The organism is Castellaniella sp. (genome assembly GCF_036379515.1).
Taxonomy (GTDB): domain Bacteria; phylum Pseudomonadota; class Gammaproteobacteria; order Burkholderiales; family Burkholderiaceae_B; genus Castellaniella.
The window spans coordinates 19,752-45,770 of record NZ_DASVGN010000034.1 but is presented as its reverse complement, the minus strand read 5'-3'; the positions used below and the strand labels follow the sequence as shown (position 1 = coordinate 45,770).

Below are 26,019 nucleotides of genomic sequence, written 5' to 3'. Positions count from 1 at the left end.
AAAGCTGACTATTTTAGCCGTGAACCCACCTGCGAAACGGCCAATGCCCGTAGAGCCAGTATGCCGTTTGCGAACAACTGCGTCTCAAACCATTGCCCATGCACCGGTGATGCTCAACCAAGAGAGCTCAACTCGGGTAGCTGACTTCGAGAATATCCAGTTCTTCGATACCGGCAGGAGTGCGCAGGCTTACCGTATCGCCTTCGTGAGCCTTGATCAACGCCCGGGCCACCGGTGAGATCCAGCTGATACGCCCCGATAACGGCTCGGCCTCATCAACCCCGACGATGGTGACTTTGAATTCTTCGCCTTGGCTATCGCAATAGCGGACGGTTGCGCCGAAAAACACCTGGTCGCGATTGGGTTGCAGCGCCGGGTCTACCACCTCGGCGCTTGCCAGCCGGCGAGTGATGAAACGCATGCGCCGATCGATTTCTCGGAGGCGCTTCTTGCCGTAGATGTAGTCACCGTTTTCTGAACGATCACCATTGGAGGCGGCCCAGGACACCACGGAGACGACCTCCGGACGTTCCACATTCATGAGGTGCATGAGTTCATCGTTCATCGCCCGATACCCTTGCACCGTCATGTAGTTCTTGGTTCCCGACGGCAGCGCCTTGGCCGGTTCCAGGTCCTCGTCGTCATCCTCGTCCGACTCTTTGACGAAAGCCTTGTTCATTGCATGCTCCACGACTCCGCTCAGCAAGGCGAAGCAAAATTTGAAGGTCAGTGCCCGGGCTCGACAATCCAGTCACGCCAGACAGGCACCAGATCATACGGGAGGTCGGGCAGCAGGCCCAGGTCGACTCGCCCCATGCCGGGGGCGTGAAAATCCGAACCGCGGGAGGCCTCGAACCCGTATTCGCGCGCCACCCGTGCGTACTGCCGGTATTGATCCGGCGTATGGCTGCCGGTCACGACCTCGATGGCCTGTCCGCCCAAGGCCTTGAAATCGGAAAAGAGCGCCTTGCGCCGTGCAGGCTTATAAGGGTAACGGCCCGGATGCGCGATCACCGCCTTGCCACCTGCCGAGAGAATCCAGCCCACAGCCTCTTCGAGCGTCGCCCCTTGCATGGGCACGCACGCACGCTTGCCATCGCCAAGATAGCGTTCGAATGCCTGCTGGAACGTGTCGCAGACCCCTTGCTGAATCAGGTAGCGCGCAAAATGCACGCGACCGATCAGGTGTGGGTTGCCAGCCAGACTGAGCGCCCCGTCGAAGGCCCCCTCGACGCCGCAGTCCTGCAAGCGATCGCCCATTTGTCGTGCGCGCTCGAACCGTGTCTGCCGAATTTGTGCAAGCCCGACTTGCAGGGTCGTATCAGCCGGATTGAAGTTCAAGCCCACGATATGGACGGTGACCCCGGAATACAAGACCGAGATTTCAACCCCCGGGATGAAGCCTAGATCGAGCTCCCGAGCGGCCTCGGCAGCTTCTTGCAACCCCGAGAGCGCATCGTGGTCGCTCAGTGCCCACCAATCCACGCCCCGGGCCTTGGCCCGTTCTGCCACCGCGGCAGGACGAAGGCTTCCATCGGACTGCGTCGAGTGGCTATGCAAATCCACGTTCAGGACCATGACAAACCACCCACACGCCGTCAGGCAGACAAGAGAAAATCACGCACGGCAGCAATCTGATCAGCGCTTCTCAGCGTGGGGGCATGGCCCACGCCGGCAAACTGCAACCCTCGGGCACGCGGATTGCGCGCCAGCATCTGTTCCAGGGTAGCAGCCGACAGAATGTCGGATTGCTGCCCTCGCAGAATCAAGGCTGACACCGGCAAGTGATCCCACGCCTGCCACAACATCTGCTCGGCGGCCACCAAGGTCTCGGGAGTCTGTGCTCCAAAGGGCTGTGCCATTCTCAGGTCGTAGTGCTTGATCCACTGACCATTTTGCTCGTGAACGGCAAAGCGCGTCAGGTCTTCCCATGTGGCGGCGTCATGGGGGCCGAACCCCATGGATCTCGAGTGAACGTAATCGACGGCCTCTTGAAAACTGCCAAAGCGCCTGTCTTCACCGACATACGTGGCAATGCGTGCCAGGCCGTCGGCATCCAGCGCCGGGCCAATGTCGTTGAACACCATGCGGCCCAAAGGAACGTCTGGCGCGCTGCCCAACCCCCAGGCACCCCGCGCGGGCCGTGTCGCCGGGGACGCGATCAGGGCACCTGCAAGCGCCAGACCAATCAACCCACCCATGGAGGTACCCACCCAGTTCAGTGTCGCAGGCCGAAGACGGGCGATGAGCGTGACCATGTCGGCCACATACTGTGGAACCACATAGCCTGCCGGGTCGGCGAGCCAATCAGACCGGCCTCGTCCGACCACATCGGGGCAGACGACCCGAAAATCCCTCTGCAGGACGCGCGCAAGCTGGTCGAAGTCGCGGCCGGTGCGCGTCAAGCCATGCACGCACAGGAGGACTTTGTCATTGTCGGGATCACCCCATTCCCAGTACGCCATGCGATGAAAACCCGCGAGGCTGGCGCAGGCGACGTAATCCAGGCGGGGCAGCGCCTCGGGCGACGCAGACCGAAAGGCAGCAGCAGACATGGCACACCTTGGCAGAAGATCTCGATCTACCGATTGTAGCCGCCTGTAGCCGCCGCCTTCAGATGTGGATCGCTTCGCCCAGTGCTCGCAGTGCCGCTTCTTGGACAGCTTCACCCAAGGTGGGGTGGGCGTGGATCGTGTGACCTACGTCTTCGAGGCAAGCGGACATTTCCAGCGATTGTCCAAAGGCTGCCGCAAGTTCGGACACCCCTCGGCCGACAGCCTGCCATCCTACGATAAGGTGTGAGTCACGCCGAGCGACTACCCTGACGAAGCCGTCGGTGGACTCCAGCGTCATGGCACGGCCATTGGCCGCCAAGGGGAAAACGCCTTCGAGGACCTCGACCCCCGACGCTCCTGCCTGTGCAGGGCTCAAGCCTGCCGTCACCACCTCGGGATCGGTGAAGCACACCGCCGGAATGGCTTGGGGCAGGAAGCGCCGGGTTTGCCCTGCGACTTGCTCGGCCACGCATTCACCCTGCGCCATGGCGCGATGCGCCAGCATGGGCTCACCCGTCAAGTCCCCAATCGCCCACACGCCGTTCATGGACGTGCGGCAACGGTCATCTACCTGCACCGCCAACCCGTTCATGTCCAGTACCAGAGAGCTCAAGCCGAAGCCCCGACTGCGTGGTTTGCGCCCTACGGCCACCAGAATCTGTTCGGCAGCCAGCACTTTTTCGTCGGCTTTGGGCGGCTGAATCCGAATGCCCTGCCCGCCTTCTGACAGCCCCAGCACGTGAGTCTGCAAATGCAACCCCACCCCAAGCGATTTCAAGGACGCCAGCACTGGACGGGTAAGATCAGCATCGTAAGCGGGCAAGATGCGGTCACGTGCTTCGACCACGTCGACCTTCACCCCCAGCTTGCGATACACGGTCCCGAGTTCGAGACCGATATACCCTGCCCCCACAATTGCAAGAGATTTGGGAAGCCGTGCCGGCGACAGCGCCTCGGTGGAGGAAATCACCTTGCCGCCAAAAGGCATGAACGGCAGAGCCACAGGCTCAGACCCTGTGGCAAGCAGCAAGTGTTCGCATCGAATCCGTTGCGGCGCCCCTGCTCGGCCTTTGGCCCCTACGGGACTGACATCCACCGTCTTGCCGTCGACGATGCGGGCCCAGCCTTGCACGACCGTGACCTGATGACGCTTGAGCAAGGTGGCTACACCGCCTGTCAGGCGTCGCACGATAGCGTCTTTCCAGGACAATGTCTGAGCCAGGTCAAGCTCCGGCGCTTGAGCCCGAATGCCCAAGGGCGAATCGCCGGCAGCGTATTTTTGAAGAGCGTGAAATTGCTCCGCTACGTGGATCATCGCCTTGGAAGGGATGCAGCCAATGTTCAGGCAAGTTCCCCCCAAGGCCTCCCCTTCGACCAGGACCGTGGGCACTCCCAGCTGGGCCGCACGGATGGCCGCCACATACCCTCCGGGGCCGCCACCAATGATCAACAACGTGGTATTCAATGGGCTGGCCATGCTTACTCCACAAACAAGAGTGCCGGGCATTCCAGATACCGGCGAATGCATTGGATGAATTCGGCGGCATCCATACCGTCGACCACGCGGTGATCGAAGGAAGAAGACAGGTTCATGAGCTTGCGCGCCACGACCCGGCCCTCTTGGAAGACGGGCCGCTCGACCACACGGTTGATCCCCACGATGGCCACCTCGGGCCAGTTGATGACCGGCGTGGAGACAATGCCGCCCAGCGGCCCCAGGCTCGTCACCGTGATCGTGGAACCCGTGAGTTCGTCGCGAGCTGCCTTGCCTTCACGCGCTGCTTCGGCCAACCTTGCAACCTCGGCCGCGCACGACCAGAGGTCCAGCGTTTCGGCGTGATGCACCACTGGCACCATGAGCCCGCCTGGTGTCTGCGCCGCAACCCCCAAATGCACGGCGCCATATTGAGTCACGACGCCAGCATCGTCGTCGAAACGCGCATTGATCTGCGGAAATTCGCGTAGCGCCAATACAATGGCACGAATCAGCAGCGGCAGCAGCGTCAACTTGCCGCGCCGCTCGCTGAAGCGAGCATTCAAGCGGGCTCGCAATGATTCGAGCTCGGTGACATCGACCTCTTCGACGTAGGTAAAGTGCGGAATGCGACGCTTGGATTCCTGCATCTTCTGCGCGATCTTGCGTCGCAAGCCGATGACAGGCACTTCGGTTTCTTCATCGTGCGCGTCATAGAGCGACGCGGTAGTCCTGTGCACGGTCTCATTGCGGCCACGGGCCAGCCAGGCATCGAGGTCGCCGTGCGTGATCCGGCCGGCGGGTCCGCTGCCAGGGACGAACTGCAAGGTGACACCCAGATCCCAGGCACGACGCCGTACCGCAGGAGAAGCCAGCGGACGCTGCCCTTCGAGGCGTGCGGGAACGTGTGCAGGCACAGGAGCTTGTAGCGGGCCCCTGGCTGAACGTGGGGAGGCAGAAACCACGGGTTTTTGGACGACGGCGCCCGCGGCAAGGGTCGACGCAGGTACGGCAACAGTCGGTTCCTTGGGAGCCGGCGCTTCTTCGTGGGGAACTTGCGCCTGCATGGACGTCGAGACCGCCACACGCGATGCTGGAACCGCCGTCATGTGCTCTTCGTTGCCATCACCGTCGACCTCGATCCGTATAAGCTCGGAGCCCACGGCCATTACGTCGCCGGCTTCGCCCCCAAGGGACACGACCTTGCCGTGCACAGGGGACGGCACCTGAACCGTCGCCTTATCGGTCATCACGTCGGCGAGCACTTGATCTTCTACAACAGTGTCACCTGCCTGAACATGCCATTCGGCCAACTCGACTTCTGCAATGCCTTCACCGATATCCGGCATTTTGATGATGTGAATACCCATCATGCCTCCCGAAATGCGCGCTTGAATGCTTCGGCCACCCGTTTGGGACCGGGGAAATAGGCCCATTCATGCGAATGGGGATAGGGCGTATCCCATCCGGTAATGCGCTCGATCGGCGCCTCGAGGTAGTAGAAGCAATGTTCCTGGACCAGTGCAGCCAGCTCGGCCCCAAACCCGCTGGTGCGGGTGGCTTCGTGGAGAACCACGCAGCGACCCGTCTTGCGCACGGAGTTCAGGATGGTGTCCAGGTCCAGCGGCCACAGGCTGCGCAGGTCGATGATGTCGGCGTCGATGGCGGCCTCTCGTGCGGCAACTTCGGCGACGTAGACCATGGTGCCATACGTAAGTACGGTGAGGTCTTTGCCTTCGCGATACAGCTTGGCCGAATCCAGCGGCACACTGTAATAACCCTCGGGGACGTTGCCCAGCGGATGCTTGGACCACGGCACCACCGGCTGATCGTGATGGCCGTCGAAAGGCCCGTTGTACAGACGTTTGGGCTCCAGAAAAATGACGGGGTCATCGCATTCGATGGCGCTGATCAGCAGGCCTTTTGCATCGTATGGATTTGACGGCATGATGGTGCGCAGACCTGCACAATGCGTGAAGAGCGCTTCCGGGCTCTGGCTGTGCGTCTGTCCCCCGAAGATCCCTCCCCCGCAAGGCATGCGGATGGTCAAGGGCGCGGTAAATCCTCCCGCCGACCGATAGCGCAGGCGCGCTGCCTCTGAATAAATTTGATCGGCGGCCGGGTAGAAATAATCGGCGAACTGGATTTCGACTACCGGGCGCAGACCATACGCACCCATCCCGATTGCGGCCGCCACGATGCCGCTTTCGGAAATGGGGGTGTCGAACACGCGCGATTCACCGTACTTGGTCTGCAGGCCCTCGGTACACCGGAACACGCCGCCGAAATATCCCACGTCTTCGCCGAAAATGACGACATTGTCGTCACGCTCGAGCATGATGTCCATGGCTGATCGCAGCGCCTGGATCATGGTCATGGGGTGTGTCTTGAGTTCTTTTTCTGCCATGGTCATACCCCCAGTTCTTGACGCTGATGCCGCAAATGCACGGGCATTTCTTTGAACACGTCTTCGAACATGGTCGCCACACTGCTGGTGCGCCCTGTCGCCAGCGTGCCATGCGCCTCGGCTTTTTTCTGGGCAGCCACGATTTCGGCCTCGCAGGCTTTCTGTACCTGATGATGCTCGTCGTCGGACCAGATGCCACGCCGTATCATGTATTGCTTCAGGCGAGTGACCGGATCGCCTAAGGGAAACCGCGACCAGTCATCAGCCGGCCGATATTTGGAAGGATCGTCGGAGGTGGAATGCGGCCCTCCCCGGTAGCTCACCCATTCGATGAGGGTGGGGCCAAAGTTGTTGCGGGCGCGCTCGGCGGCCCATCGAGACACGGCATATACCGTCAGGAAATCATTGCCGTCGGCGCGCAAGGACGCAACTCCCGAACCAATCCCCCGCGCAGCCAGCGTAATGCCTTCACCGCCGGCAACCCCTTGAAAGGTGGAGATAGCCCACTGATTGTTGATGACATTCAGGATGACCGGCGCCCGGTAGACGTGGGCAAAAAGCAGCGCCGTCTGGTAATCGGATTCAGCCGTGGCGCCATCGCCCACCCACGCGGCCGAAATACGCGTGTCACCCTTGATGGCCGAAGCCATGGCCCACCCTACCGCTTGAGGCATTTGCGTGCCGAGGTTCCCGGACAGGGTGAAAAAATCTTTTTCGGGTACTGAATACAGGACGGGAAGCTGCCGACCTTTGAGCGGATCTTTGTCGTTCGAAAAGATCTGGCACATCATGTCGAACAGCGGGTAATCGCGCACCACCAGCAGACCCTGCTGGCGATACGACGGGAAGTGCATGTCGCCCGGCTGCATCGCGAGCGACTGTCCGATGCAAATTGCTTCTTCGCCCAGGCACTGCATATAAAAAGATGTTTTTTTCTGACGCTGCGCAATGACCATGCGCGCATCGAGAATGCGCGTCTTGATCATGGCCTGCATGCCCTTGCGCAGGATTTCGTCAGTGGGCAGTGCGTCGGCCCACGGGCCAACGGCATTGCTTTCGTCGTCGAGCACACGAATCAGGCCCAAGGCCAGGTCTCGAGTATCGTAAGGCGAGATATCAATGGGGGGTTTTCGGGCCTCGCCTGCCGGCTGCAGGCGCAGATAGGAAAAATCGGTTTCCTGTCCAGGACGTCCCGAGGGTTCAGGGACGTAGAACTTCAGTGGTGTCTGTGTCATGGTCGAAAAAATCTCGTGGATCTTTTACACACCCCATAGGGGGAACAGCTTTCGTCTTGTGGACGGCTGCCGCATCATCGCCGATCCCGCCAGGTGGCGCAAGATCGCGTTAACCACTACGGGCGCCGTCCATGCCAATACCGGCGTGACGACTCAAGAACACTGTACATCGTCAGCCCCTTCGCGCGCGACTGGGCATTTACCCCGCCTTGCCAATCCGTACGCCAGATAGCCGCCCCCGCCCGCTCCCAGCGGCTCAGCACCGCCTCATTGGGATGGCCATGACGATTCCAGCGGCCCACCTGCATGATCACATGGCGGGCCGCAACGGCATTCACGAAGGCTGCCGACGAGGAGGTGCGTGAGCCATGATGAGCGGCCACGACCACATCGACCGGCGTCAGTCCTCGCTCCACGAGCCGCGCTTCAGCGGCGGCTTCAATATCGCCGGTCAGCAGCACGCTGTGGTGGGCTCCCCTCACGCGCAGCACACAGCTCGCATTGTTGGCCTGCCGAGAAGGGCGGACGGCCTGAACATCCAGTGGCCACAGAAACTCGAAACTGACCCCATCGATCCGCCAGTGGCTACCCGCCACGCAAGGGCTCATGGCCAGCGCAGAAGGGGTGTCGGGAGCCTCGAGTTGGCGCGACTCCCGAGCCGACCAGTGCACAAGATCGAATGAACTGAAAGTCTGTTCCACCTGCGCTCCGGCCAGGACACTACGCACGCCCCCGGCATGATCCAGATCCGCATGCGACACGACCAGGGCGTCGAGGCGCTGCAGGCCCAGGGCTCGCAACGCCGGGACGATGGTACGAGCTCCCTCGTCGGAGTCGCGCGCATGGCGGGCCCCCGCATCGAACAACACGGCATGCCGCGATGTACGGACCAGCAAGGCGCTGCCCTGCCCGACATCCAGCGCGTACAGATCCCATTCTCCTTCTGCAGGGGTCGCAGGACGCCAGAATGCCATGGGCAACAGGGCGAGCCAGGCCCATGCGCGGTAACGCAGGCAGGTACGTGCTGGCCCTGAGTGTTGCCCCCCCCGCCTCGGCCAGAGAGCGACTCCTGCGCCCACGCACGCCAGCAAGTACAGCCACGCCGGCCCTGCAGGAACCGAAATCGTGGGCAAGCTGGCAAGCCATTCGGTAGGCTGCATCATCCATGTCAAGGCCGTATGGGCGACCGTGGCCAGCCCCGTCGCCACGGCGTGCAATCCAGGAACCAAGGCAGCAGCGGCCAGCAGCAGAGAAATGGGGGTGACTACCATTTCGATCACGGGAATACCGTAGGCATTGGCAAAGGGAGAAACCAGAGAAATCTCGTGAAAGAGCCACGCCAGGGCAGGTGCAAGCGCCCAGGTCACGCCCCATTGCAAGCGTGCCGCCAGCTTCAGGCCGTGCAAAATGCGCGTGAATCGTCCCACCGCTGCGGCGGGCTCCGTTGCCGTCGGGCGTATCGCAGAACCGTCAATGCCCACCGCAAGCAGGACTGCCACTGCCATGAACGAAAGCCAGAAACCGCTTGCCAGGACAGCCCACGGGTCGAGGGCGAGCACCACGACCGCTGCCAACGACAACACCCGCGAGCCAGTCAGCCGCAGCTGCAGCGCCTGCGCTCCCGCAACGACCGCCAGCATCATGAAGGTTCGCTGAGCAGGGACTTCCCAACCGGCCAGCAGGCAGTACAACCAGGCCACCACGAGTGCTGCACAGGCGGCAGCTCTACGCACGGGCCAACGCTCCACCAGGGAGCGCCCTTTCCAGCGCAATCGGCGCCACGCTGCTGCCATGCACAAGGCCCCCAGGCCGGCAAGCATGGTGATGTGAGAGCCGGAGATCGAAACCAGATGCGTGAGCCCCGAGCGGTTGAAGACCTGCCAATCGGCGTCATCGACTCCATCCTGATCGCCAATGGCGAGCGCTCGCAGGACGGCACCATAACGCAGTCCCTCAAGATAAGGGGCCATGGCCACACGCACCTCGTGACGAGCGCGCTCGGCCACGATAGACAGGCTGTGCCACGGCTGTATTTCCAGAAGTTCGGGTTGGCCGCGCACCGTCGCCTGCGCTCGAATCCCGGCGGCAAAGACGTGACGTTCGTAATCGAATGCATGCAAATTTTGAGCGGCCTGAACCGGACGCAGCACCAGCGCCATGCGCCAGACCTGGCCCGCATGCAGCGTCGGGAACGGCGGATTCGCTGCTCTGGCTTCGCTGTAGGGGCTGCGCCACCCCGAAGCAGGCCAGCTGACTCGAATGACATCAGGAACTCCCGAAGGATGAGCCTGCAAAACGCGCGCAACGAAACTCACTCGATCGGGTTGTAGCTTGGGCAGGCTCTCGATGCGCAGGACGACACGCGAGACGCGATCGACGTTGCCATCATCGAGCCCCTGTGCCAGTCGGTGCTGCGCGCACAGCACCGTCACGGCGAAGCCCGCGCAGGCTGCCATTGGAAGTCCCAATAACCATTGCCAGGCGACGTGCGGCCGTATCCTGGCACACCAGGAGCCTAGGGCACCGCATGCCACGACCACCAGCAGGCCCAAGCCCACCACCCATGGCGATGGCAACGACCGCAGATGATGGGCGGCCACGACGCCCAGAACGCCTGAGACCACCAGGCCCCGTCCGAGCATGGCTCCCCCTCAAACTCGAAAATTCAGGGTTCAAGGTAGCCCACGGTGGCAACCTGTGCGGCACAATCGGCCGATTTCAACCATCCGGAAATTCCCGCAACGGGGTCGTTGGCGACTCAGCTTGCCAAAGCCCGCGCCAGCCTGGGAAGTACCCGGAAGGCATTGTCTGAACACTGCTGTGCGACAGCTTCAGGCGGCACCTGGCGCAGCTGCGCCAGCGTACGCGCCACGCCGGCCACTTCGGCAGGCTCATTGCGCGCTGCACTCTTTTCCCCATTGGGCAGGCGTCCCAGCCAGGCGGGCGGGATATCGGGAGCGTCCGTCTCCAGCACCAACGCCGAAGCCGGCAAGGAACTGGCCAGGCGACGAATCTGCAGCGCACGGGCGAAGGTCATTGCCCCTCCTATGCCCAGCACGAAACCCAGCGAGAGAAACTGCTGTGCCTGCTGAAAACTGCCATTGAATGCATGAGCAATACCATGCACTCGAGGATGACGACGCAACTGCTTGAGCAGCTCATCCTGAGAGCGGCGCACGTGCAGCAGCACGGGCAAATCGTGGCGTTGTGCAAGCTCCAACTGCCGCCGATAGAAATAGGCCTGACGTTCGCGCAGTGCAGGCGTGTTGGCCGAGGGGACGAAATGGTCCAGACCAATTTCACCAATTGCCACCAGCTTGGGATCGTCGCGCCCCTGCGTCAGCAGCGTATCCAGTTCGTCCAGGTCGGATTCTTGCGCAGTGCCCGCGCAGAGTGGATGAATGCCTAGCGCATACGCAAGGCCCGGCGCAGAGTGGGCCAAAGTCCGGACGCTATGGAAATTTGCCCGGCAGATGGCGGGAATCACAATCCCCGTGACGCCCGCGGCAACGGCGCGAGCCACCACCGCGTCTCGATCATGGTCAAACTCGCTGGCATCCAAATGACAGTGAGTGTCCACGAGCATGGATCAGCTCCCTAAGAAAGCCGCCCTGCCAGCATGTGCAACTGCCGGTGGGCCAGGGCAGCCAGCGCCGGATCATGCGTGACAACGATGAACGCCGTCCCCAGAGTCTGATTGACCTTGGCAAGGAGCTCGAACATGATATTGGCCGTACTGCGATCCAGATTGCCGGTGGGCTCATCCGCCAGTACGCAGGCCGGTTGCGTGACCAGTGCCCGCGCCAACGCGACGCGTTGGCGTTCCCCTCCCGACAGTTGACCCGGGAAGTGGCTGGCGCGCGCACTGAGACCTACCTGGTCGAGTAGTGCAGCAGCCTGTTCACGCGCCTGGGGACGTGTCATCCTGCGAACAATCAGCGGCATGGCGACGTTGTCCAATGCCGAGAACTCGGGGAGCAGGTGATGAAACTGGTACACGAACCCCAATGCCCGATTGCGCAGGTGGCTACGCTTGCGCTCACCCAAGTTTTCTGTCGCCTCGCCGGCCACCCACAAGCGTCCACCATCGGGCTGGTCCAGCAAGCCGAGCACATGCAACAAGGTGCTTTTGCCCGATCCGGAGGCGCCCACGACGGCAACCATCTCGTGGGCTTGTACCGACAGGCTCACATCACGCAGGACTTCGACGCGTCCCGCACCCTCATCATAGGTCTTGACCAGATGGTCGGCCCGCAGGACGACATTGTTTTCGGGGATGTTCTCAGTCATGGCGCAACACTTGGGCGGGCTGCAGGCGCGACGCGCGCCAGCTTGGGTAGAGCGTTGCCAACAGGGACAGCACCAGTGAGGTCACGCCGATCGTGACGATGTCACCTACCTGGGGATTGGAAGGCAGCTCACTGATGAAATAGATCTGTTGCGGCAAGAAATGGACTCCAAACAGATGCTCGATCCACGGGACGATGACATCGACGTTATAGGCGGCAAGTGTGCCAAAAAACACGCCTGCTGCAGTGCCGACAACTCCAATGAGCGCACCCTGGACGAGAAAAATGCGGGCCACCTCGGCCGGTGTCGCCCCCAATGTGCGCAAAATGGCGATGTCCGACTGCTTGTCCTTGACTGCCATCACCAACGATGAAAGCAGGTTGAACGCAGCCACGGCTACGATCAGGGCCAGGATCAGGAACATCATGCGTTTTTCGGTTTGCACGGCTGCAAACCAGGTTCGATTGCTCTGCGTCCAGTCGCTCGCCTGCACTCCCTGAGGCATCAGGGCAAGCAGGTCGCGCGCCACCTGCGGGGCGCGCTGCATGTCGGCAATTCTCAGCCGTACGCCGCTGACGCCGCTATCGCGGAAGACCTTGGCGGCGTCCTCATCATCCACGAACACGAGCGATGCGTCGTATTCGTAGTAGCCAGTGGAGAAAATGCCCGTGATCGTGAATTGCCGCATCCTGGGAGCAAACCCTGCCGGCGAAATCGAACCCTGGGGCGCCAGAAGCAAGACGGTATCCCCCAGTTTGAGCCCCATGGAGAGCGCAATCTGGCTGCCAATGATCATGTGATACGACCCTGGCGTCAGGCTGGCCAGCTTGCCCGACTGCATTTGGCCTTTTATGTCGGAAACATGTGGCTCCAGTGCGGGGTCGATGCCCCGAACCTGGACCCCCGTCAAGCCCTGGCCTCGTGCCAGCATCCCTTGTGCTGCGACGAACGGGGCGGCGCCCCGTACTTCTTTGTCCCGACGCGCCGCATCAGCCAACTGGTGCCAATGGGCAAGCACCTCCAGGTGATCCATGCCGGGGACATAGAGTTCGATATGAGGAAGGACCGAGAGCATCCGGTCGCGCACTTGCGTCTGGAAGCCGTTCATCACCGACAGCACGATGATCAAGGCCGCGACACCCAGTGCAATTCCCGCCATGGAGCTTGCCGCCACGAAGGACACGAAACGGTCCCCTCTCCGCCCACCGCGCCCCGTTCGTGCAAGCCCTGCGTATCGGGCGCCTATCCACCATTCATATGCCATGAAAACTCGTTGCCCTTTCCGATTGACTCTACAATCCCGCCATGCACATCGTACTTCCGGGCGCTCTGCCCGATCCCGAGGTAGCGGCCGACCTGGCACCACACCTCACCCAACACGCCCCGACCTTGGCCCAGTGGTTCCTTTACGGAGCCGTCCAGGAAACAGCCAGCGCCGCGGCGCAGACGTGGTGCACCCCGGTTGAGCACTGGATGCTGGGCGCACGCGGCTTCACCCCCTCACAAGCGGAGCATATTAGCGCAGGTCTGGGACCACTGCGTGCCCAGGCCAGTGACGACGACCCGGTCTGGTTGGCCGAACTCATTCACATGTCGCCGTCACGCGACGGCGCAGCGCTACTGACAGCCGATACTCTGAACATCACCACTGAACACTCGGAGGCGCTGCTGGCCAGTGCGCAGGAATTCGCACAGGATGCGGATCTGCACTTCAGTCTCGAAAGCCCCACTACGTGGCGAGTACACGGAGCAGCCCTCCAGGGGCTCGCGTGCGCCAGCCCGGCGCTGGTCGCGGTGTCGTCCGTCAATGACTGGTGGCCTCAAGAAGCAGCGGCCCGCCCCTGGCGGCGCTTGATCAACACACTGCAAATGGCGTGGTACGAGCACCCGGTCAACCAGACGCGAGCGCAGGAAGGGCTTGCCCCGATCAACAGCCTGTGGCTCTACGGGGGCGCACGGCCAAGCCAGCTGCAACACCCCCTGCCCCAGGACCTGCAACTCGAGCCCGCGTTGTCGTCCTACGCAACGCGTCAGGACTGGGGGGGCTGGCTGCAGGCACTGGCCGCCCTCGAACAAGAGTGTTTCGCGCCACTGGCAAAAAACCCACCCACTTTGATACTGACTGGCCGAGACCGATTCCTGTCCGTGACAGTACCCGCCCGCTGGTGGCAGCGGCTCAAAGCCAGAGACTGGAGACGCTGGTGGTGCAACCGCTGATCCGGCCCCGTGCACGCGAACCGCTCGCGGCAGAAGCGCTCATCGCCTCCGGGGTTCATCCCCTGCTTGCGCGGCTGTGGGCCGCACGCGGCCTGAAACAAACCAGCGATACGAGCTGGGGGGCTCTGATTCCACCCACTTCGATGAGCCACATCGAAGAAGCGGCCGCTTTGCTCGCAGACGCAATTACCCGCCGGCTGCGCTTGCTGATCGTCGCCGACTACGACTGCGATGGCGCGACTGCGTGTGCCGTCGCAGTCCGAGGTCTGCGCGACATGGGCGCAACCGTTGATTTTCTGGTGCCGAATCGGTTCGAAACTGGGTATGGGTTGTCTCCTGCCGTCGTTGAACTGGCACTGCGCCACCCGTCCGGGCGGCCCGATCTGCTGATCACCGTCGATAACGGGATTGCCAGTGTTGCTGGGGTCGCTGCGGCCAACGCCGCCGGCATGGGCGTGCTGGTGACCGATCACCATTTGCCCGGAACCGATCTCCCCCAGGCGCTTGCCATCGTCAACCCCAACCAGAAAGGATGCACATTTCCGTCAAAAAACCTTGCGGGAGTCGGCGTGATCTTCTATGTGCTGCTCGCACTGCGAGCACAGCTACGCTCGCGGGGTGCATATGCGACCACACCAGAGCCCAGGCTCGATCGCTACGTGGATCTCGTAGCGTTGGGGACCGTGGCGGATGTGGTCCGGCTCGACGCCAATAACCGTGTATTGGTATCGCAAGGGCTCAAGCGCATCCGGCAAGGCCGAATGCAGGCGGGTGTCGCCGCACTCTTCAAGATTTCCGGGCGCGACCCTGGCTGTGCGAGCACGGCAGATCTGGGCTTTGCACTGGGTCCGCGCATCAACGCAGCCGGCCGCATGGCGGACATGAGCCTGGGCATCCACTGCCTGCTGGAAGACAACCTCGAAAAGGCCCTGGCCCTGGCGCAGGCGCTGGATGCCATCAACCGTGAACGACGCGACCGCGAAGCCAGCATGCGGGACGAGGCGCTTGCCCACCTGGATGCAGTGCAGCAGGCATTTTCGGCCAGTGTATGCGTGTGGCAGCCTGGCTGGCACCCTGGTGTCATCGGGCTCGTGGCCTCGCGTCTGAAGGAAACGTACTGGCGCCCCGCAATTGCCTTTGCGCCGGACGCTGACGGCACTCTGCGCGGGTCTGGACGGTCAATTCCGGACGTACACTTGCGCGATGTTCTCGATCTGGTCAGCAAGCGTCTGCCGGGGGCCATCCTGCAATTCGGTGGGCACGCGATGGCGGCAGGCCTGACCCTTCGGGCCAGCGCCTTCGACGATTTTTCGACTCAGTTCGACGCGGCGGTGCGTACCTTGAGTGGCCGCGAATCGTTCGAACCCATGCTCGACACAGACGGCTCGCTGGAGGCCCCTCTGGTCACAACCGAAATAGCCACGATGCTGGGGCAACAAATCTGGGGAGCGGGTTTCCCACCGCCTCTGTTTCAGGACTCATTCCGCGTCATTCATCAGCGGCTGCTGAAAGACCGCCATCTGAAGCTTTTTCTGGAACGCGACGGCCTGCGCATCGATGCCATCTGGTTCAATCACCCCGAGCCTGTCGCCGAGCAAATCGAAGCCGTCTACCATCTCGAAAGCAACACGTGGGGAGGGCGCACCACCGTGCAGCTCATGATCGAGCACGCGCAGGCCACGCGGCCAGCAGCAGACCTGCCAACGCCAACGCAAATGCCAGCGCGTGCTGCAAGCTGAAGGATTCACCCAAAAATGCAACCCCGGTACATGCGGACCCAACAGGAAGCATGACCGTAAAAACGCCGGCCCGCGAGGCGGGGACTCGGCGCAACCCCGTCATCCAGAGCCACATGGTCCACACGCTCGCTGACATGGCATAAAACACCAACAACAGCCAGCTGGATACGGAAACTGCTGCAAAATCGAAGTCACGTGCAATCCAGACGCCTGCCGGCAGCATCAGCACGAATCCCCACAGATTCACGAGTGCGCAGATCCGCTTGGACGACAGTACGGCCGTGAGCTGCTTGCCAATCACAACGTAGCAGCCCTCGCAAAGCACCGTCGCGCCCAGCAGCAGATAACCCAGCCAATTTCCGCTCGCGCCCGGCGAGGCGGGCCCGGCCAGCGCCAGCAAGGCAATCCCCAAGACCCCCAGCACGATGGCGACGATGACGCGAGGGCGAATGGATTCGTGAAGCAAGGCCCAGCTCAGAACAGCCACCATGGCAGGAATGGCTGACAGAATGACGCCAGCCGCCACAGCACCGCTGCGACTCACACCCAGAACCATGAAAATCGTAAAGAGAAAACTGCCGATGAAGGCGCTCAGGAACAAAAGGCCTCGAATGCGCCAGGACAGCACTGCCTCGCTCTTGGGCTTGCGCAGCCAGCGTAGTGTGGCCACGCCTGCAATGCCAAAGCGCAGCCATCCGAGCAAGAACACTGGAAGTGCGGCGTTGAGCGGTTTGCTCAGGGCCACGTAGGTTCCCACCCCGAACATGGCCACGGCCAGGTACCCGTATGACAACCACAGCGGTGGGTCGCTGGCACGCCAGGCGCGACTCACGAAACAAGACCTTGCCGCAGGGAGCCACGCCCGCCTCGAGCCTGTGCGCCATTACCCGAAATCACTCTGCTGCTCCCGTCGCCAAGCGTTCTTCTGTCAGAAGTGCATTTTAAATCTAAACGGAAACCATTATTGACATAATGTCATTCATCCAATATCATGAAGAGCTTGATGGTCAGCGGTTTTCAGCATTGATCTTCTTAGGTTCCCTCTCAGTTGATTTTTGATTTGCACCTCTGTGGCAAATTGATCATCCTGGGCACCAGATCAGTCACTGTGGGCTAACACCCACTGCCCTGGGGGTCACCCCACCTGAATTTCGATCAATTTCAGCCTCCGTTGCGCAAGGATCGCGCAATCGGTACGCGCCCGCTGACGTAGCTGGATAAACGGAGCACACTCATGGCTAAAGAAGAACTACTTGAAATGCACGGATCTGTCACAGAAGTGCTGCCTGATTCGCGCTTTCGCGTGACCCTCGACAATGGGCACCCAGTCATTGCCTATACGGGCGGAAAAATGCGCAAACACCATATCCGCATCCTGGCGGGCGATCAGGTCACGCTCGAAATGTCGCCATACGATCTGACCAAGGGCCGGATTACCTTTCGCCATCTCAATCGTCCTGCAGGCGGGACGACCAGTCCTACGTATCGCCGGCGCTGACGCGCATTCAGTGGCAGTCGGGAACAGCCTGGTCCAGATACACCTCGAAGGCAATGTCCCGCGCCTGCTGCTTTGCCAGGGCCTGCACTCTCGCAGGCCCTGTAGCTTGAATGACGAGCGCTTTTTCGCGAGCCGGCACACGGGTGCTCATCAGCACGACGAGATCATCATGCCGATACGGCCCAAGAGAGGCTGAAAATTTGTGCCACTCAGGGAATTTGAGCAGATTGCGCAGAAAGCTTTCATCCTGCACGGTGGCATCACACTGCCCTGTGCGCAACGCCAGAAGCGCATCGGTAGCAGAAGGATAGACCCGCTCCACTGCACCAAACCTGAGAGCCAGCTCGCCTTCGTAGCGACCGTCCACCGCAAGACAGACACCTCTCCCCTTCAGATCTGACCAGGCATGGATGGTCGTATCAGTTCGCATGATGGCCATGGGGCTTGCCGACCAGTTCAGAGTTGTACGGCTCAAGCCACTTGGCAATGATTGCGTCGCCGGGAGCACTCCCAGCCAGACGCCTTCCACCCCCGCCATCACACGACTGACCGCCGCAGACGCGGGGACTTGTTCCAACGGGTACCCAGAAGCGCTCGCCTGCATCAACAACGTTTCGATGCGTGCCGGAGTGCGCACCTTGGCACCCGCCACAGGAGCGACCGGAACCTGCTCGAGCCCCACTGCCAGACCCGTAGAGAGAGACACTATCTGAGCATGAGCCGATGCGAGGAGTGCCAGGCAGACGGCCAGGCCCCAGCCCCAACGCCACCCGTATCCCATTGCCGCATCCATCGGTCGGTTCATTCCGGCCCCTCCCCCGCCACAGGGTCACACGTACTCAGGGTCACACGTATTGATAGCGCAAGACCCTGCGCTTGATGTTTTCGAGCAAGACCTGATCGATCAAGGTTGCCAGGATGGCAATCGTGAGGATGTCTGCCATGACTCCTGTCATGTCGGCAGTCTCGCCGGCATAGGCTAATGAACGACCCAGCCCCTGGCCAAATCCAATGAGCATTTCAGCCGAGATCAGCGCACGCCAGGCATTGCCAAAGGCCAGCTGCGCGCCAGTGATCAGCTCGGGCATCACCGCGGGCAGATAGACGCGACGAATCATCTCCCAAGGGTTCGCGCCCATGACCCGTGCCGCCGACACGTGTGTTTGCAGCACGCTTTCTGTGGCGTTCATGACGGACAAAGCAGCCGGGAAGAACGCCGCCAGTGCAACCACGACGATCATGGGTACATTGCCAAACCCCATCAGTATCAGGAAAAGCGGCACCCATGCAATCGACGGAATCGATTGCAGCACGATGATTGCCGACTTGAGGACTTCGCGGAAAAACAGCAGCAAGCCTCCGGCAAGGCCGAAGCTGATGCCAAACAGCAGCGCAAATCCGTAACCCACGCCAAGGCGCCCCATGCTGCCCGCCAGGACGGAGCGAAACTGCGTCGTATGGATATCGTGCCAGATACGCGCAAGAACCTTGGGGACCCCGGGAAGAAGGAAATCGGGCAGGCTCAAGGCCGCCAGTTGCCAGAACAGCAGGATGGCAAGAATCGCCACCAACATGGCCAGCTTACGTGTGGCGGGAGAAAGTCTTTGTTTTTTACTCATGGTTCCCAACAAAACACCACCGGGTCAGCATCCCGTTTGGCCGACAAATACGCACATCAACCAAAAGAAACACCGACCCGGCCTGCTACGTGATCTTCACGCCGAAACAGTTCAGAGGTGACGGGCGTGCTGCCAATCGAGATCGACAATCTTGTTGACGTCGAAGGGCTTGCCGTCTTGTGTCTTGAGTGAACCCTGTGCCTGCATGATATTGGCAACTTCCTGCATGCGGGAAACGTCCTTGGGGGTCAGCGCGGCGCTGTAGGTCTGTGTCTTGATCGCATCCGCGATGATCTTGTCGCGCGGAACGTCGCCATGCTTGAGCGTCTTGAGCGTGGGTTCGGCAATGAAGTAACCCGAAATCAGCTTGGCGGCGTCATTAGGGTGCTGCTGCAACAGTTCAATAGCCTGCTGCTGGGCATCCAGAGACTTCCAGACCAGGTCTTTCTTGGCCTTGAGCGTGGCGGCCGAGGTGATGGTCACCATGCAAGGGAATGGCCAGACTTCGCCGATCTCGTAGATCTGTTTGACGGGTGCGATCTCCTGGACGATGCTTGCTTGTGGCTCAAACAAAAAGGCAGCATCGACCCGTTTGCCTACCAGCGACTGCACGGCTACCTGGGGGCTCACGCCCATGATGGTCAGATCGTCAGGCTTCAGGCCGGCGTCTTTGAGCACTACGCCCTTCAGAACCACATCGGCCGTGCTGCCCTCCTTCTGCGAGGCAAGGGTATGCCCTTTCAGATCGGACACCTTGTTGATGCCCGCGTCGTCGCGCACCACCAGCGCGTGGAACCCACGCTGGGCGCCACTGACGACCTTGAGATCCGCACCGCGAGAAGACCACGAGGCCGCGTTGGTAAAACCTAACACGCCCGTGTCAAGCTGCCCGCCAACGATGGCCTTGATGAGGTCCGTTCCCGATTTGAATTCGACCAGTTGAACATCCAGCCCCTGCTTTTCGTAGAACTTGCCTTCGTAGGCAGCGATAGCCTGCGCGTCATCCATGACCCGGATATAGCCCACCTTGAAGGGTTCAGCAGCCATGGCTTGGGTCGCCAAAGTGAGCGAGGCCAGAACGGGGACCAGAAAATGCTTCAGTTTCATGCTGCAAGTTCCTCGGCGAGAGATAGAGAGGGATGGGTGTCTTCAGTGACAATCCCGAGCAATTCAAGGATTTCTCGGCGAGTAGCAGAAAAATCAGACAAATCGTGGGTTTTGCCAGAAGCGGACAAACGGAATTCTTTCAGGACACGGGACGGACGGGCGCTGAACACCAAAATGCGATCAGCCAAGAAGAGCGCCTCGTCCACGTCGTGAGTCACCAGCAGCACCGTAGGGCGCGTTTCCTGAATCAGGTCGCGCAAGGCGTCTTGCAGCGTCATGCGCGTCAGCGCGTCCAGGGCACCGAAAGGTTCGTCCAGCAGAAGCACCTCCGGGTGTGTGACGAAGGCGCGCGCCAACGCACAACGCTGCCGCATGCCCCCCGAGACCTGATGCGGAAAGTAGTCTTCGAAGCCCTTGAGTTGAACCTTTTCGAGCCAAGCCACCGCCTGACTGCGTGCCTTGGACCGACTTATCTTCTGCAGCTCCAGCGCCATGGCCACGTTTTGCGACAGTGTCAGCCACGGATACAGGGCGTTTTCCTGAAACATGAGCATCCGGCTGGGATCAGGGCGGCTGACCGGCTTGCCATCCGCCAGAACCTGCCCTTTGCTGGGATGCTCAAGGCCAGCCGCAATATGCAGCAAGGTCGATTTTCCGCAGCCTGACGGCCCGACCAGCGCCACCAGTTCTCCGGCCTGCACGTCTCGCTGAAAATCCGCGACGACGGGCAAGTTGCCAAATTGCTTTTCAACATGCTGGAAAGATAAATTCATAGGCTGCGGCGCGCGGTGGCGAAGCCTCCAGAAATCAAAGGGACATGAGGCAATGTAACAAGAGCGCTTCATGATCAACAACGACATATTTTCGATTTTTATATTTCCAGTAGAAATAAAGAATGGCCCAAAACTTGCAAGTACCTGACTGCGCAGCCCGTTATCAAGGGTCCAAATCACTATAATGTGCGGCGGTGCCGCGCAACTTCCGTTGACTCCATCCGGCCGGGTCCAGACAAGAACATTTTGTGATCTGACTGCCACACTGTGTAACAGTAGATCTTTCACCTCTTCCGGACAGGCACGGCCTGCTCCCGGATCCTAGGATTCTTGAATGGCGAAACGCATTTCCTCCCGCCCGACACCCTCGGTCATCGAGTCGGGAAGCCCAGGTGCTGTCCCTATTGCGCCCGCACTGGACGCGACGCTGGACGAAGCGCGCGTCACCCGCAAATCGACTCTGCTCAATCACAGAACCCTCTGGATCGGGTTGCTGGCCGTCATCCTCGGCATCGCGGCGGCAGAGATCGCGCAGCTTTTGATGTTCATGATCAATATCATCACGGACATTACCTTTTATGGGCGCATCAGCGACGTGACGGAGACGACCCATGTCGGCTCATTCGTGCTGTCCCCAGCCAACAACCAGCTCGGGCTGTGGGTGATCCTGATGCCGGCCATCGGTGGTCTGATTGCCGGCGTCATGGCACGCTGGGGGTCTCGCGCCATCCAAGGGCACGGCATTCCCGAGGCCATGGAGCAAATCCTCCAGCATGACTCGAATATCCCGGCCCGCGTCACCTGGCTCAAACCGGTGTCGTCGGCCTTCGCCATCGGCACTGGCGGCCCTTTTGGCGCGGAAGGCCCCATCATTTCAACCGGTGGCGCGCTGGGCTCCGTGCTCGGGCAGCTGCTCTCGGTCACGGCGACCGAGCGCAAGACGCTCCTGGCGGCTGGCGCGGCGGCCGGCATGGCGGCCGTGTTCGGCGCCCCCCTGTCCTCTCTGGCGATGGCAGTCGAGTTGCTGCTTTTCGAGCTGCGCCCGCGTTCGCTGATTCCGGTCGCGCTGGCAGCCGTCGCGGCCACAGGGGTGCGCTATGCGACTTACGGTGCCGGTGCGGTCTTCTCCATGCCGGCAGTTCTCGAACCGGGTGGTTCGGCCCTTGTCAGCTACATCATCTTGGGAGCGATCGTCGGCGTACTCAGCGTCTGGGTCACCAAGGCGGTTTATGCCATCGAAGACGGATTTGCCAAGCTGCCCGTCCACTGGATGTGGTGGCCGGCTATCGGCGGGATCTTTGCAGGGGTGATCGGGTGGCTGGCACCGCGTACCATGGGCGTGGGCTACGATAATATCGACGCCATCGTGTCGGGCGATTTTGGCGTCCAGATGCTCATCACCATGTGCGTGCTGAAATTTGCCGCCTGGGCGATTGCCCTCGGCAGCGGCACATCAGGCGGCACATTGGCGCCGTTGTTCATCATCGGGGGCTCGTTCGGCGCCTTGCTCGGAATCGGCACGGAACATATCCTGCCCGTTCTTGGAATAGACCCACGGATCGCTGCGCTGGTGGGGATGGCGGCCATTTTCGCCGGATCGTCGCGCGCTTTGTTGACGGCCATTCTGTTTGCCTTTGAAACCACACGCCAGGCCCCTGTGCTTCTGCCCCTGCTGGGTGGCTGCACCGCGGCCTATATGGTGTCGGCGCTCATCATGCGCAACACCATCATGACAGAAAAGATCGTCCGCCGAGGCGTACTCGTGCCGCTGGAATACAGCGCCGACTTTCTGCAACGGATCACGGTTGGCCAAATCTACACGCGTGACGTGATATCACTCAAGGCGGGTGACACGCTTGGACAGGTTCGCCAATGGCTGGCAGAAGGCGGGCCGGATACGCGCCACCACGGCTACCCGGTGATGGACTCCAGCGGCGCGGTGACAGGTGTACTCACCATCCGGGAGCTCCTGAACCCGACCACAGATACCGCCACCCAGATCGGCGAGATGGTGCAACGGTCTCCGGTCGTGGTGGCCGAGGACTACCCGCTGCGCGAAGCGTCCGACATGATGGTGAACGCAGGCGTGGGGCGCCTGGTGGTCATGAGCCGCACACGGCCTCCGAAGCTGCTGGGCATGCTCACGCGCAGCGACATCATCAATGCCAACGTTTACCGCCTGGACGAGAACAGGGATGCGCGCCGCCAGCTTCGCGTCGACTTGCGCCGCCCCCTGCGGCCCTTGCGGCCCATCCGGCGGCGCAGGGCCCATCGCATGCGTTGAACGCATGCGGGATAAAATACGCGCATCACGCAATGAATCGCACACTCGAGAGGCACGGCCGCGTCGAGTTCACCTGAAACCTACCTTGGAACACCATGGAAGCCGAACACCAGAATCACATCCACGCCTGCATCGAAGACTACTTCGACCGTCAGGCCGCTCTTCGGAGGTATCTTTGACTACGATGTCAAAGCCGAACGCCTGCTCGTCGTCAACGCCGAACTCGAAAACCCCGATATCTGGAATGACCCCAAACACGCTCAAGACCTTGGGCGTGAAAAAAAGTCGCTCGAAAACGTTGTCCACACCCTCAGCGATCTGGAGCAAGGTCTAAACGACGCACGCGATCTCTTCGAACTGGCTCGTGCCGACGAAGACGACGCCACGCTTGCTTCCATCGAACACGACTGCGCCGATTTGGGTGAGCGCCTCGAAGCACTCGAGTTCCGCCGCATGTTCTCGAACCCGGCCGATCCGCTGAACTGCTTCATGGATATCCAGTCGGGTGCCGGCGGGACCGAAGCACAAGACTGGGCCTCAATGCTCTTGCGCCAATATCTGCATTACGGCGAACGCAAGGAATTCAAGACTGAAGTGCTTGAAGTCTCCGAAGGCGAGGTCGCCGGCATCAAGTCGGCCACGATCAAGTTCGAAGGCGAATACGCCTATGGCTTGCTGCGCACGGAAACCGGCGTTCACCGACTGGTGCGCAAAAGTCCGTTCGACTCCTCCAACGGGCGGCACACCTCGTTTGCCAGTGTATTCGTCTATCCCGAAATCGACGATTCGTTCGAGATCGAGATCAACCCGGCAGATCTGCGCATCGACACCTACCGCGCAAGCGGCGCGGGCGGCCAGCACATCAACAAGACTGATTCAGCCGTGCGGATTACGCACCAGCCCACGGGAATCGTCGTGCAGTGTCAGAACGACCGATCGCAGCACCGCAACCGCGCCGAGGCCATGCAAATGCTGAAATCGCGCTTGTACGAACTCGAAATGCGCAAGCGCATGGCCGAACAGCAAAAGCTCGAGGACTCCAAGAGCGACGTGGGCTGGGGACATCAGATCCGCTCCTATGTGCTCGACCAGAGCCGCATCAAGGACCTGCGCACCGGGGTCGAAATCTCCAATACCCAAAAAGTCCTCGACGGTGACCTCGACGCCTTCATCACTGCAAGCCTGAAGCAGACCGATTGACCGCCTTGTCCCCTGAATCCAACGACATGACTGACCAAAACGAAACCCAAGCCACGGACGAAAACCGCCTGATCGCAGAACGACGCAGCAAACTGGCCGCCTTGCGTACCTCCGGACCGGCATACCCCAACGACTTCCACCCGGACACCCACGCCGCAACGCTGCACCAGGACTGCGAAGGGATGGACGACGAGACGCTACTGGCCGGCCATCGCCAAGCGCGGGTGGCAGGCCGCATGATGCTCAAGCGAGTCATGGGCAAAGCCAGTTTTGCCACGTTGCAGGACACCACGGGTCGCATCCAGCTCTACCTGGACCGCAGCATCCTGGGCGACGACACCTATGCCGCCTTCAAATCCTGGGACATTGGCGACATTCTTGGGGCCGAAGGGGAGGTCTTTCGCACCCACAAGGGCGAGCTCTCGCTGCGTGTCCAGTCACTGCGCCTGCTTTCGAAATCCCTGCGTCCGCTGCCCGACAAATTTCACGGGATGGCCGACCAGGAACTGCGATACCGGCGACGTTATGTCGATCTGATCATGTCAGACGACACGCGGCGTACATTTCTTGCGCGCAGCCAGATCGTCGCCGCGATACGGCAAATCATGTCAGATGCCAATTTTCTCGAAGTGGAAACGCCCATGCTGCACCCGATTCCTGGAGGTGCCTCGGCCAAACCGTTCATCACGCATCACAACGCGCTGGACATGGACATGTATCTGCGCATCGCTCCCGAGCTTTATCTGAAGCGCCTGATCGTCGGCGGCTTCGAGCGGGTGTTCGAAATCAACCGCAACTTTCGCAATGAAGGCGTCAGCCCGCGGCACAATCCAGAATTCACCATGATGGAGTTCTATGCAGCCTACACGGACTACCGCTGGCTCATGGACTACACCGAGGCGCTCATCCGCGATACGGCACTCAACGTATGCGGCACCACAGACTTGACGTATCAAGGAAAGCCTCTGGATCTAAGCCGAGCCTTCGATCGCCTCACCATCACGCAGGCCATCCGCAAATACGCGCCGTCCTATGCCGACGAGCAACTCGAAGACGCCGGGTACCTGCGCACCGAGCTGCGCCGCCTGGGTGCCGAGGTGGATGGCCCGGTTCTGGCGCACGCAGGCCTGGGAGCGCTGCAGCTGGCTCTTTTCGAAGAAACAACAGAAACCCAGCTTTGGCACCCTACTTACATCATCGACTACCCGGTAGAAGTGTCACCGCTGGCGCGAGCGTCTGACAAGCAAGCCGGAATTACCGAGCGCTTCGAGCTGTTTGCGTGCGGACGCGAAATCGCCAATGGGTTCTCTGAACTCAACGACCCCGAAGACCAGGCAGCTCGTTTCCAGGCGCAGGTAGCAGCCAAGGATGCGGGCGACGAAGAAGCCATGTATTACGATGCCGATTACGTCCGCGCCCTGGAATACGGCATGCCCCCCACAGGCGGTTGCGGGATCGGGATCGACCGTCTCGTCATGATGTTGACAGACAGCCCCAATATTCGTGACGTCATTCTTTTTCCGCACATGCGGCGCGAAGATTGACGCGTACTGAATACAAAAACCCGGCATCATGTGATGACCGGGTTTTTTAACGCCGAAAGAGGACGGCTGAAACGATG

At 61.0% G+C, this 26,019-nt stretch carries 22 protein-coding genes; 6 read left to right on the top strand and 16 right to left on the bottom strand.

Going from position 1 to position 26,019, the window contains the following annotated elements; genetic code table 11:
• Positions 1–127: 127 nt before the first annotated feature.
• The 11 genes from greB to VF285_RS12230 all read right to left on the bottom strand — a co-directional run bounded on the left by greB (position 128) and on the right by VF285_RS12230 (position 13,225).
• Complete coding sequence (gene greB / locus VF285_RS12280) at positions 128–679, bottom strand: transcription elongation factor GreB (RefSeq protein WP_346952917.1); 552 nt, start codon at positions 677–679, stop codon at positions 128–130.
• Positions 680–726: 47 nt separating this feature from the next.
• Entirely contained in the window at positions 727–1,578 is an 852-nt protein-coding gene (locus VF285_RS12275; RefSeq protein WP_346952916.1) for a PHP domain-containing protein, read from the bottom strand.
• Between the two features lie 20 nt (positions 1,579–1,598).
• The gene (locus VF285_RS12270; protein ID WP_346952915.1) at positions 1,599–2,555 is read right to left on the bottom strand and encodes an alpha/beta hydrolase; all 957 of its coding nucleotides are present in this window, start codon (positions 2,553–2,555) and stop codon (positions 1,599–1,601) included.
• A 58-nt stretch (positions 2,556–2,613) separates the two neighbouring features.
• Positions 2,614–4,032: a dihydrolipoyl dehydrogenase gene (lpdA, locus tag VF285_RS12265; protein ID WP_346952914.1), complete on the bottom strand. Its 1,419-nt coding sequence runs from the start codon at positions 4,030–4,032 to the stop codon at positions 2,614–2,616.
• A 2-nt stretch (positions 4,033–4,034) separates the two neighbouring features.
• Positions 4,035–5,399 carry a dihydrolipoamide acetyltransferase family protein gene (locus VF285_RS12260; protein ID WP_346952927.1) on the bottom strand — a complete coding sequence of 455 codons (1,365 nt, stop codon included), beginning with the start codon at positions 5,397–5,399 and terminating at the stop codon, positions 4,035–4,037.
• Positions 5,399–6,442 (bottom strand): alpha-ketoacid dehydrogenase subunit beta, encoded by a 1,044-nt coding sequence (locus tag VF285_RS12255; protein WP_414648143.1) that lies wholly within the window; start codon positions 6,440–6,442, stop codon positions 5,399–5,401. Before VF285_RS12255 ends, VF285_RS12260 begins: the two co-directional genes overlap by 1 nt.
• Entirely contained in the window at positions 6,439–7,671 is a 1,233-nt protein-coding gene (locus tag VF285_RS12250) for a 3-methyl-2-oxobutanoate dehydrogenase (2-methylpropanoyl-transferring) subunit alpha (protein WP_346952912.1), read from the bottom strand. The genes VF285_RS12255 and VF285_RS12250 overlap by 4 nt, the downstream gene beginning before the upstream one ends.
• 116 nt (positions 7,672–7,787) lie before the next feature.
• Positions 7,788–10,313: a DNA internalization-related competence protein ComEC/Rec2 gene (locus VF285_RS12245; RefSeq protein ID WP_346952911.1), complete on the bottom strand. Its 2,526-nt coding sequence runs from the start codon at positions 10,311–10,313 to the stop codon at positions 7,788–7,790.
• Between the two features lie 116 nt (positions 10,314–10,429).
• Positions 10,430–11,257 carry a TatD family hydrolase gene (locus VF285_RS12240; RefSeq protein ID WP_346952910.1) on the bottom strand — a complete coding sequence of 276 codons (828 nt, stop codon included), beginning with the start codon at positions 11,255–11,257 and terminating at the stop codon, positions 10,430–10,432.
• Positions 11,258–11,268: 11 nt separating this feature from the next.
• Positions 11,269–11,961 (bottom strand): ABC transporter ATP-binding protein, encoded by a 693-nt coding sequence (locus tag VF285_RS12235; RefSeq protein ID WP_346952909.1) that lies wholly within the window; start codon positions 11,959–11,961, stop codon positions 11,269–11,271.
• Positions 11,954–13,225, bottom strand: coding sequence for a lipoprotein-releasing ABC transporter permease subunit (locus VF285_RS12230; RefSeq protein ID WP_346952908.1), 1,272 nt, complete (start codon positions 13,223–13,225; stop codon positions 11,954–11,956). Before VF285_RS12230 ends, VF285_RS12235 begins: the two co-directional genes overlap by 8 nt.
• A gap of 41 nt (positions 13,226–13,266) precedes the next feature.
• Here VF285_RS12230 and VF285_RS12225 point away from each other — a divergent pair, with 41 nt between their 5' ends.
• Positions 13,267–14,178 carry a hypothetical protein gene (locus VF285_RS12225; protein WP_346952907.1) on the top strand — a complete coding sequence of 304 codons (912 nt, stop codon included), beginning with the start codon at positions 13,267–13,269 and terminating at the stop codon, positions 14,176–14,178.
• Positions 14,163–15,917 carry a single-stranded-DNA-specific exonuclease RecJ gene (recJ, locus tag VF285_RS12220; protein WP_414648142.1) on the top strand — a complete coding sequence of 585 codons (1,755 nt, stop codon included), beginning with the start codon at positions 14,163–14,165 and terminating at the stop codon, positions 15,915–15,917. The genes VF285_RS12225 and recJ overlap by 16 nt, the downstream gene beginning before the upstream one ends.
• On the opposite strand, the gene VF285_RS12215 is transcribed toward recJ, so the two are convergent.
• On the bottom strand, positions 15,835–16,749 hold the full coding sequence (locus tag VF285_RS12215) for a DMT family transporter (RefSeq protein WP_346952905.1): 915 nt from the start codon (positions 16,747–16,749) through the stop codon (positions 15,835–15,837). The two genes, recJ and VF285_RS12215, sit on opposite strands and share 83 nt — an antisense overlap.
• Positions 16,750–17,151: 402 nt before the next feature.
• On the opposite strand from VF285_RS12215, the gene infA reads away from it, so the two are divergent.
• Positions 17,152–17,415 (top strand): translation initiation factor IF-1, encoded by a 264-nt coding sequence (infA, locus tag VF285_RS12210; RefSeq protein ID WP_346952904.1) that lies wholly within the window; start codon positions 17,152–17,154, stop codon positions 17,413–17,415.
• A gap of 7 nt (positions 17,416–17,422) precedes the next feature.
• Here infA and VF285_RS12205 read toward each other — a convergent pair whose 3' ends face one another.
• The 4 genes from VF285_RS12205 to VF285_RS12190 form a co-directional block, all read right to left on the bottom strand.
• Complete coding sequence (locus tag VF285_RS12205) at positions 17,423–18,220, bottom strand: transporter substrate-binding domain-containing protein (RefSeq protein WP_346952903.1); 798 nt, start codon at positions 18,218–18,220, stop codon at positions 17,423–17,425.
• 40 nt (positions 18,221–18,260) lie between these two features.
• The gene (locus VF285_RS12200) at positions 18,261–18,989 is read right to left on the bottom strand and encodes an ABC transporter permease (protein ID WP_414648145.1); all 729 of its coding nucleotides are present in this window, start codon (positions 18,987–18,989) and stop codon (positions 18,261–18,263) included.
• Between the two features lie 156 nt (positions 18,990–19,145).
• Positions 19,146–20,141: an ABC transporter substrate-binding protein gene (locus VF285_RS12195; RefSeq protein WP_346952901.1), complete on the bottom strand. Its 996-nt coding sequence runs from the start codon at positions 20,139–20,141 to the stop codon at positions 19,146–19,148.
• Positions 20,138–20,914 (bottom strand): ABC transporter ATP-binding protein, encoded by a 777-nt coding sequence (locus VF285_RS12190; RefSeq protein ID WP_346952900.1) that lies wholly within the window; start codon positions 20,912–20,914, stop codon positions 20,138–20,140. Before VF285_RS12190 ends, VF285_RS12195 begins: the two co-directional genes overlap by 4 nt.
• A 334-nt stretch (positions 20,915–21,248) precedes the next feature.
• Between VF285_RS12190 and VF285_RS12185 the strand changes: the two genes are divergently transcribed.
• From VF285_RS12185 to lysS, 3 genes are all read left to right on the top strand, one after another.
• Positions 21,249–23,198, top strand: a complete 1,950-nt coding sequence (locus VF285_RS12185) for a chloride channel protein (RefSeq protein WP_346952899.1) — start codon at positions 21,249–21,251, stop codon at positions 23,196–23,198.
• Positions 23,199–23,293: 95 nt separating this feature from the next.
• A protein-coding gene (prfB, locus tag VF285_RS12180) for a peptide chain release factor 2 (RefSeq protein ID WP_346952898.1) occupies positions 23,294–24,398 on the top strand; the annotation gives its coding sequence in 2 pieces (ribosomal slippage) (positions 23,294–23,374 and positions 23,376–24,398; 1,104 coding nt in all).
• A gap of 26 nt (positions 24,399–24,424) precedes the next feature.
• Entirely contained in the window at positions 24,425–25,942 is a 1,518-nt protein-coding gene (gene lysS, locus VF285_RS12175) for a lysine--tRNA ligase (RefSeq protein ID WP_346952897.1), read from the top strand.
• Positions 25,943–26,019: the final 77 nt, after the last annotated feature.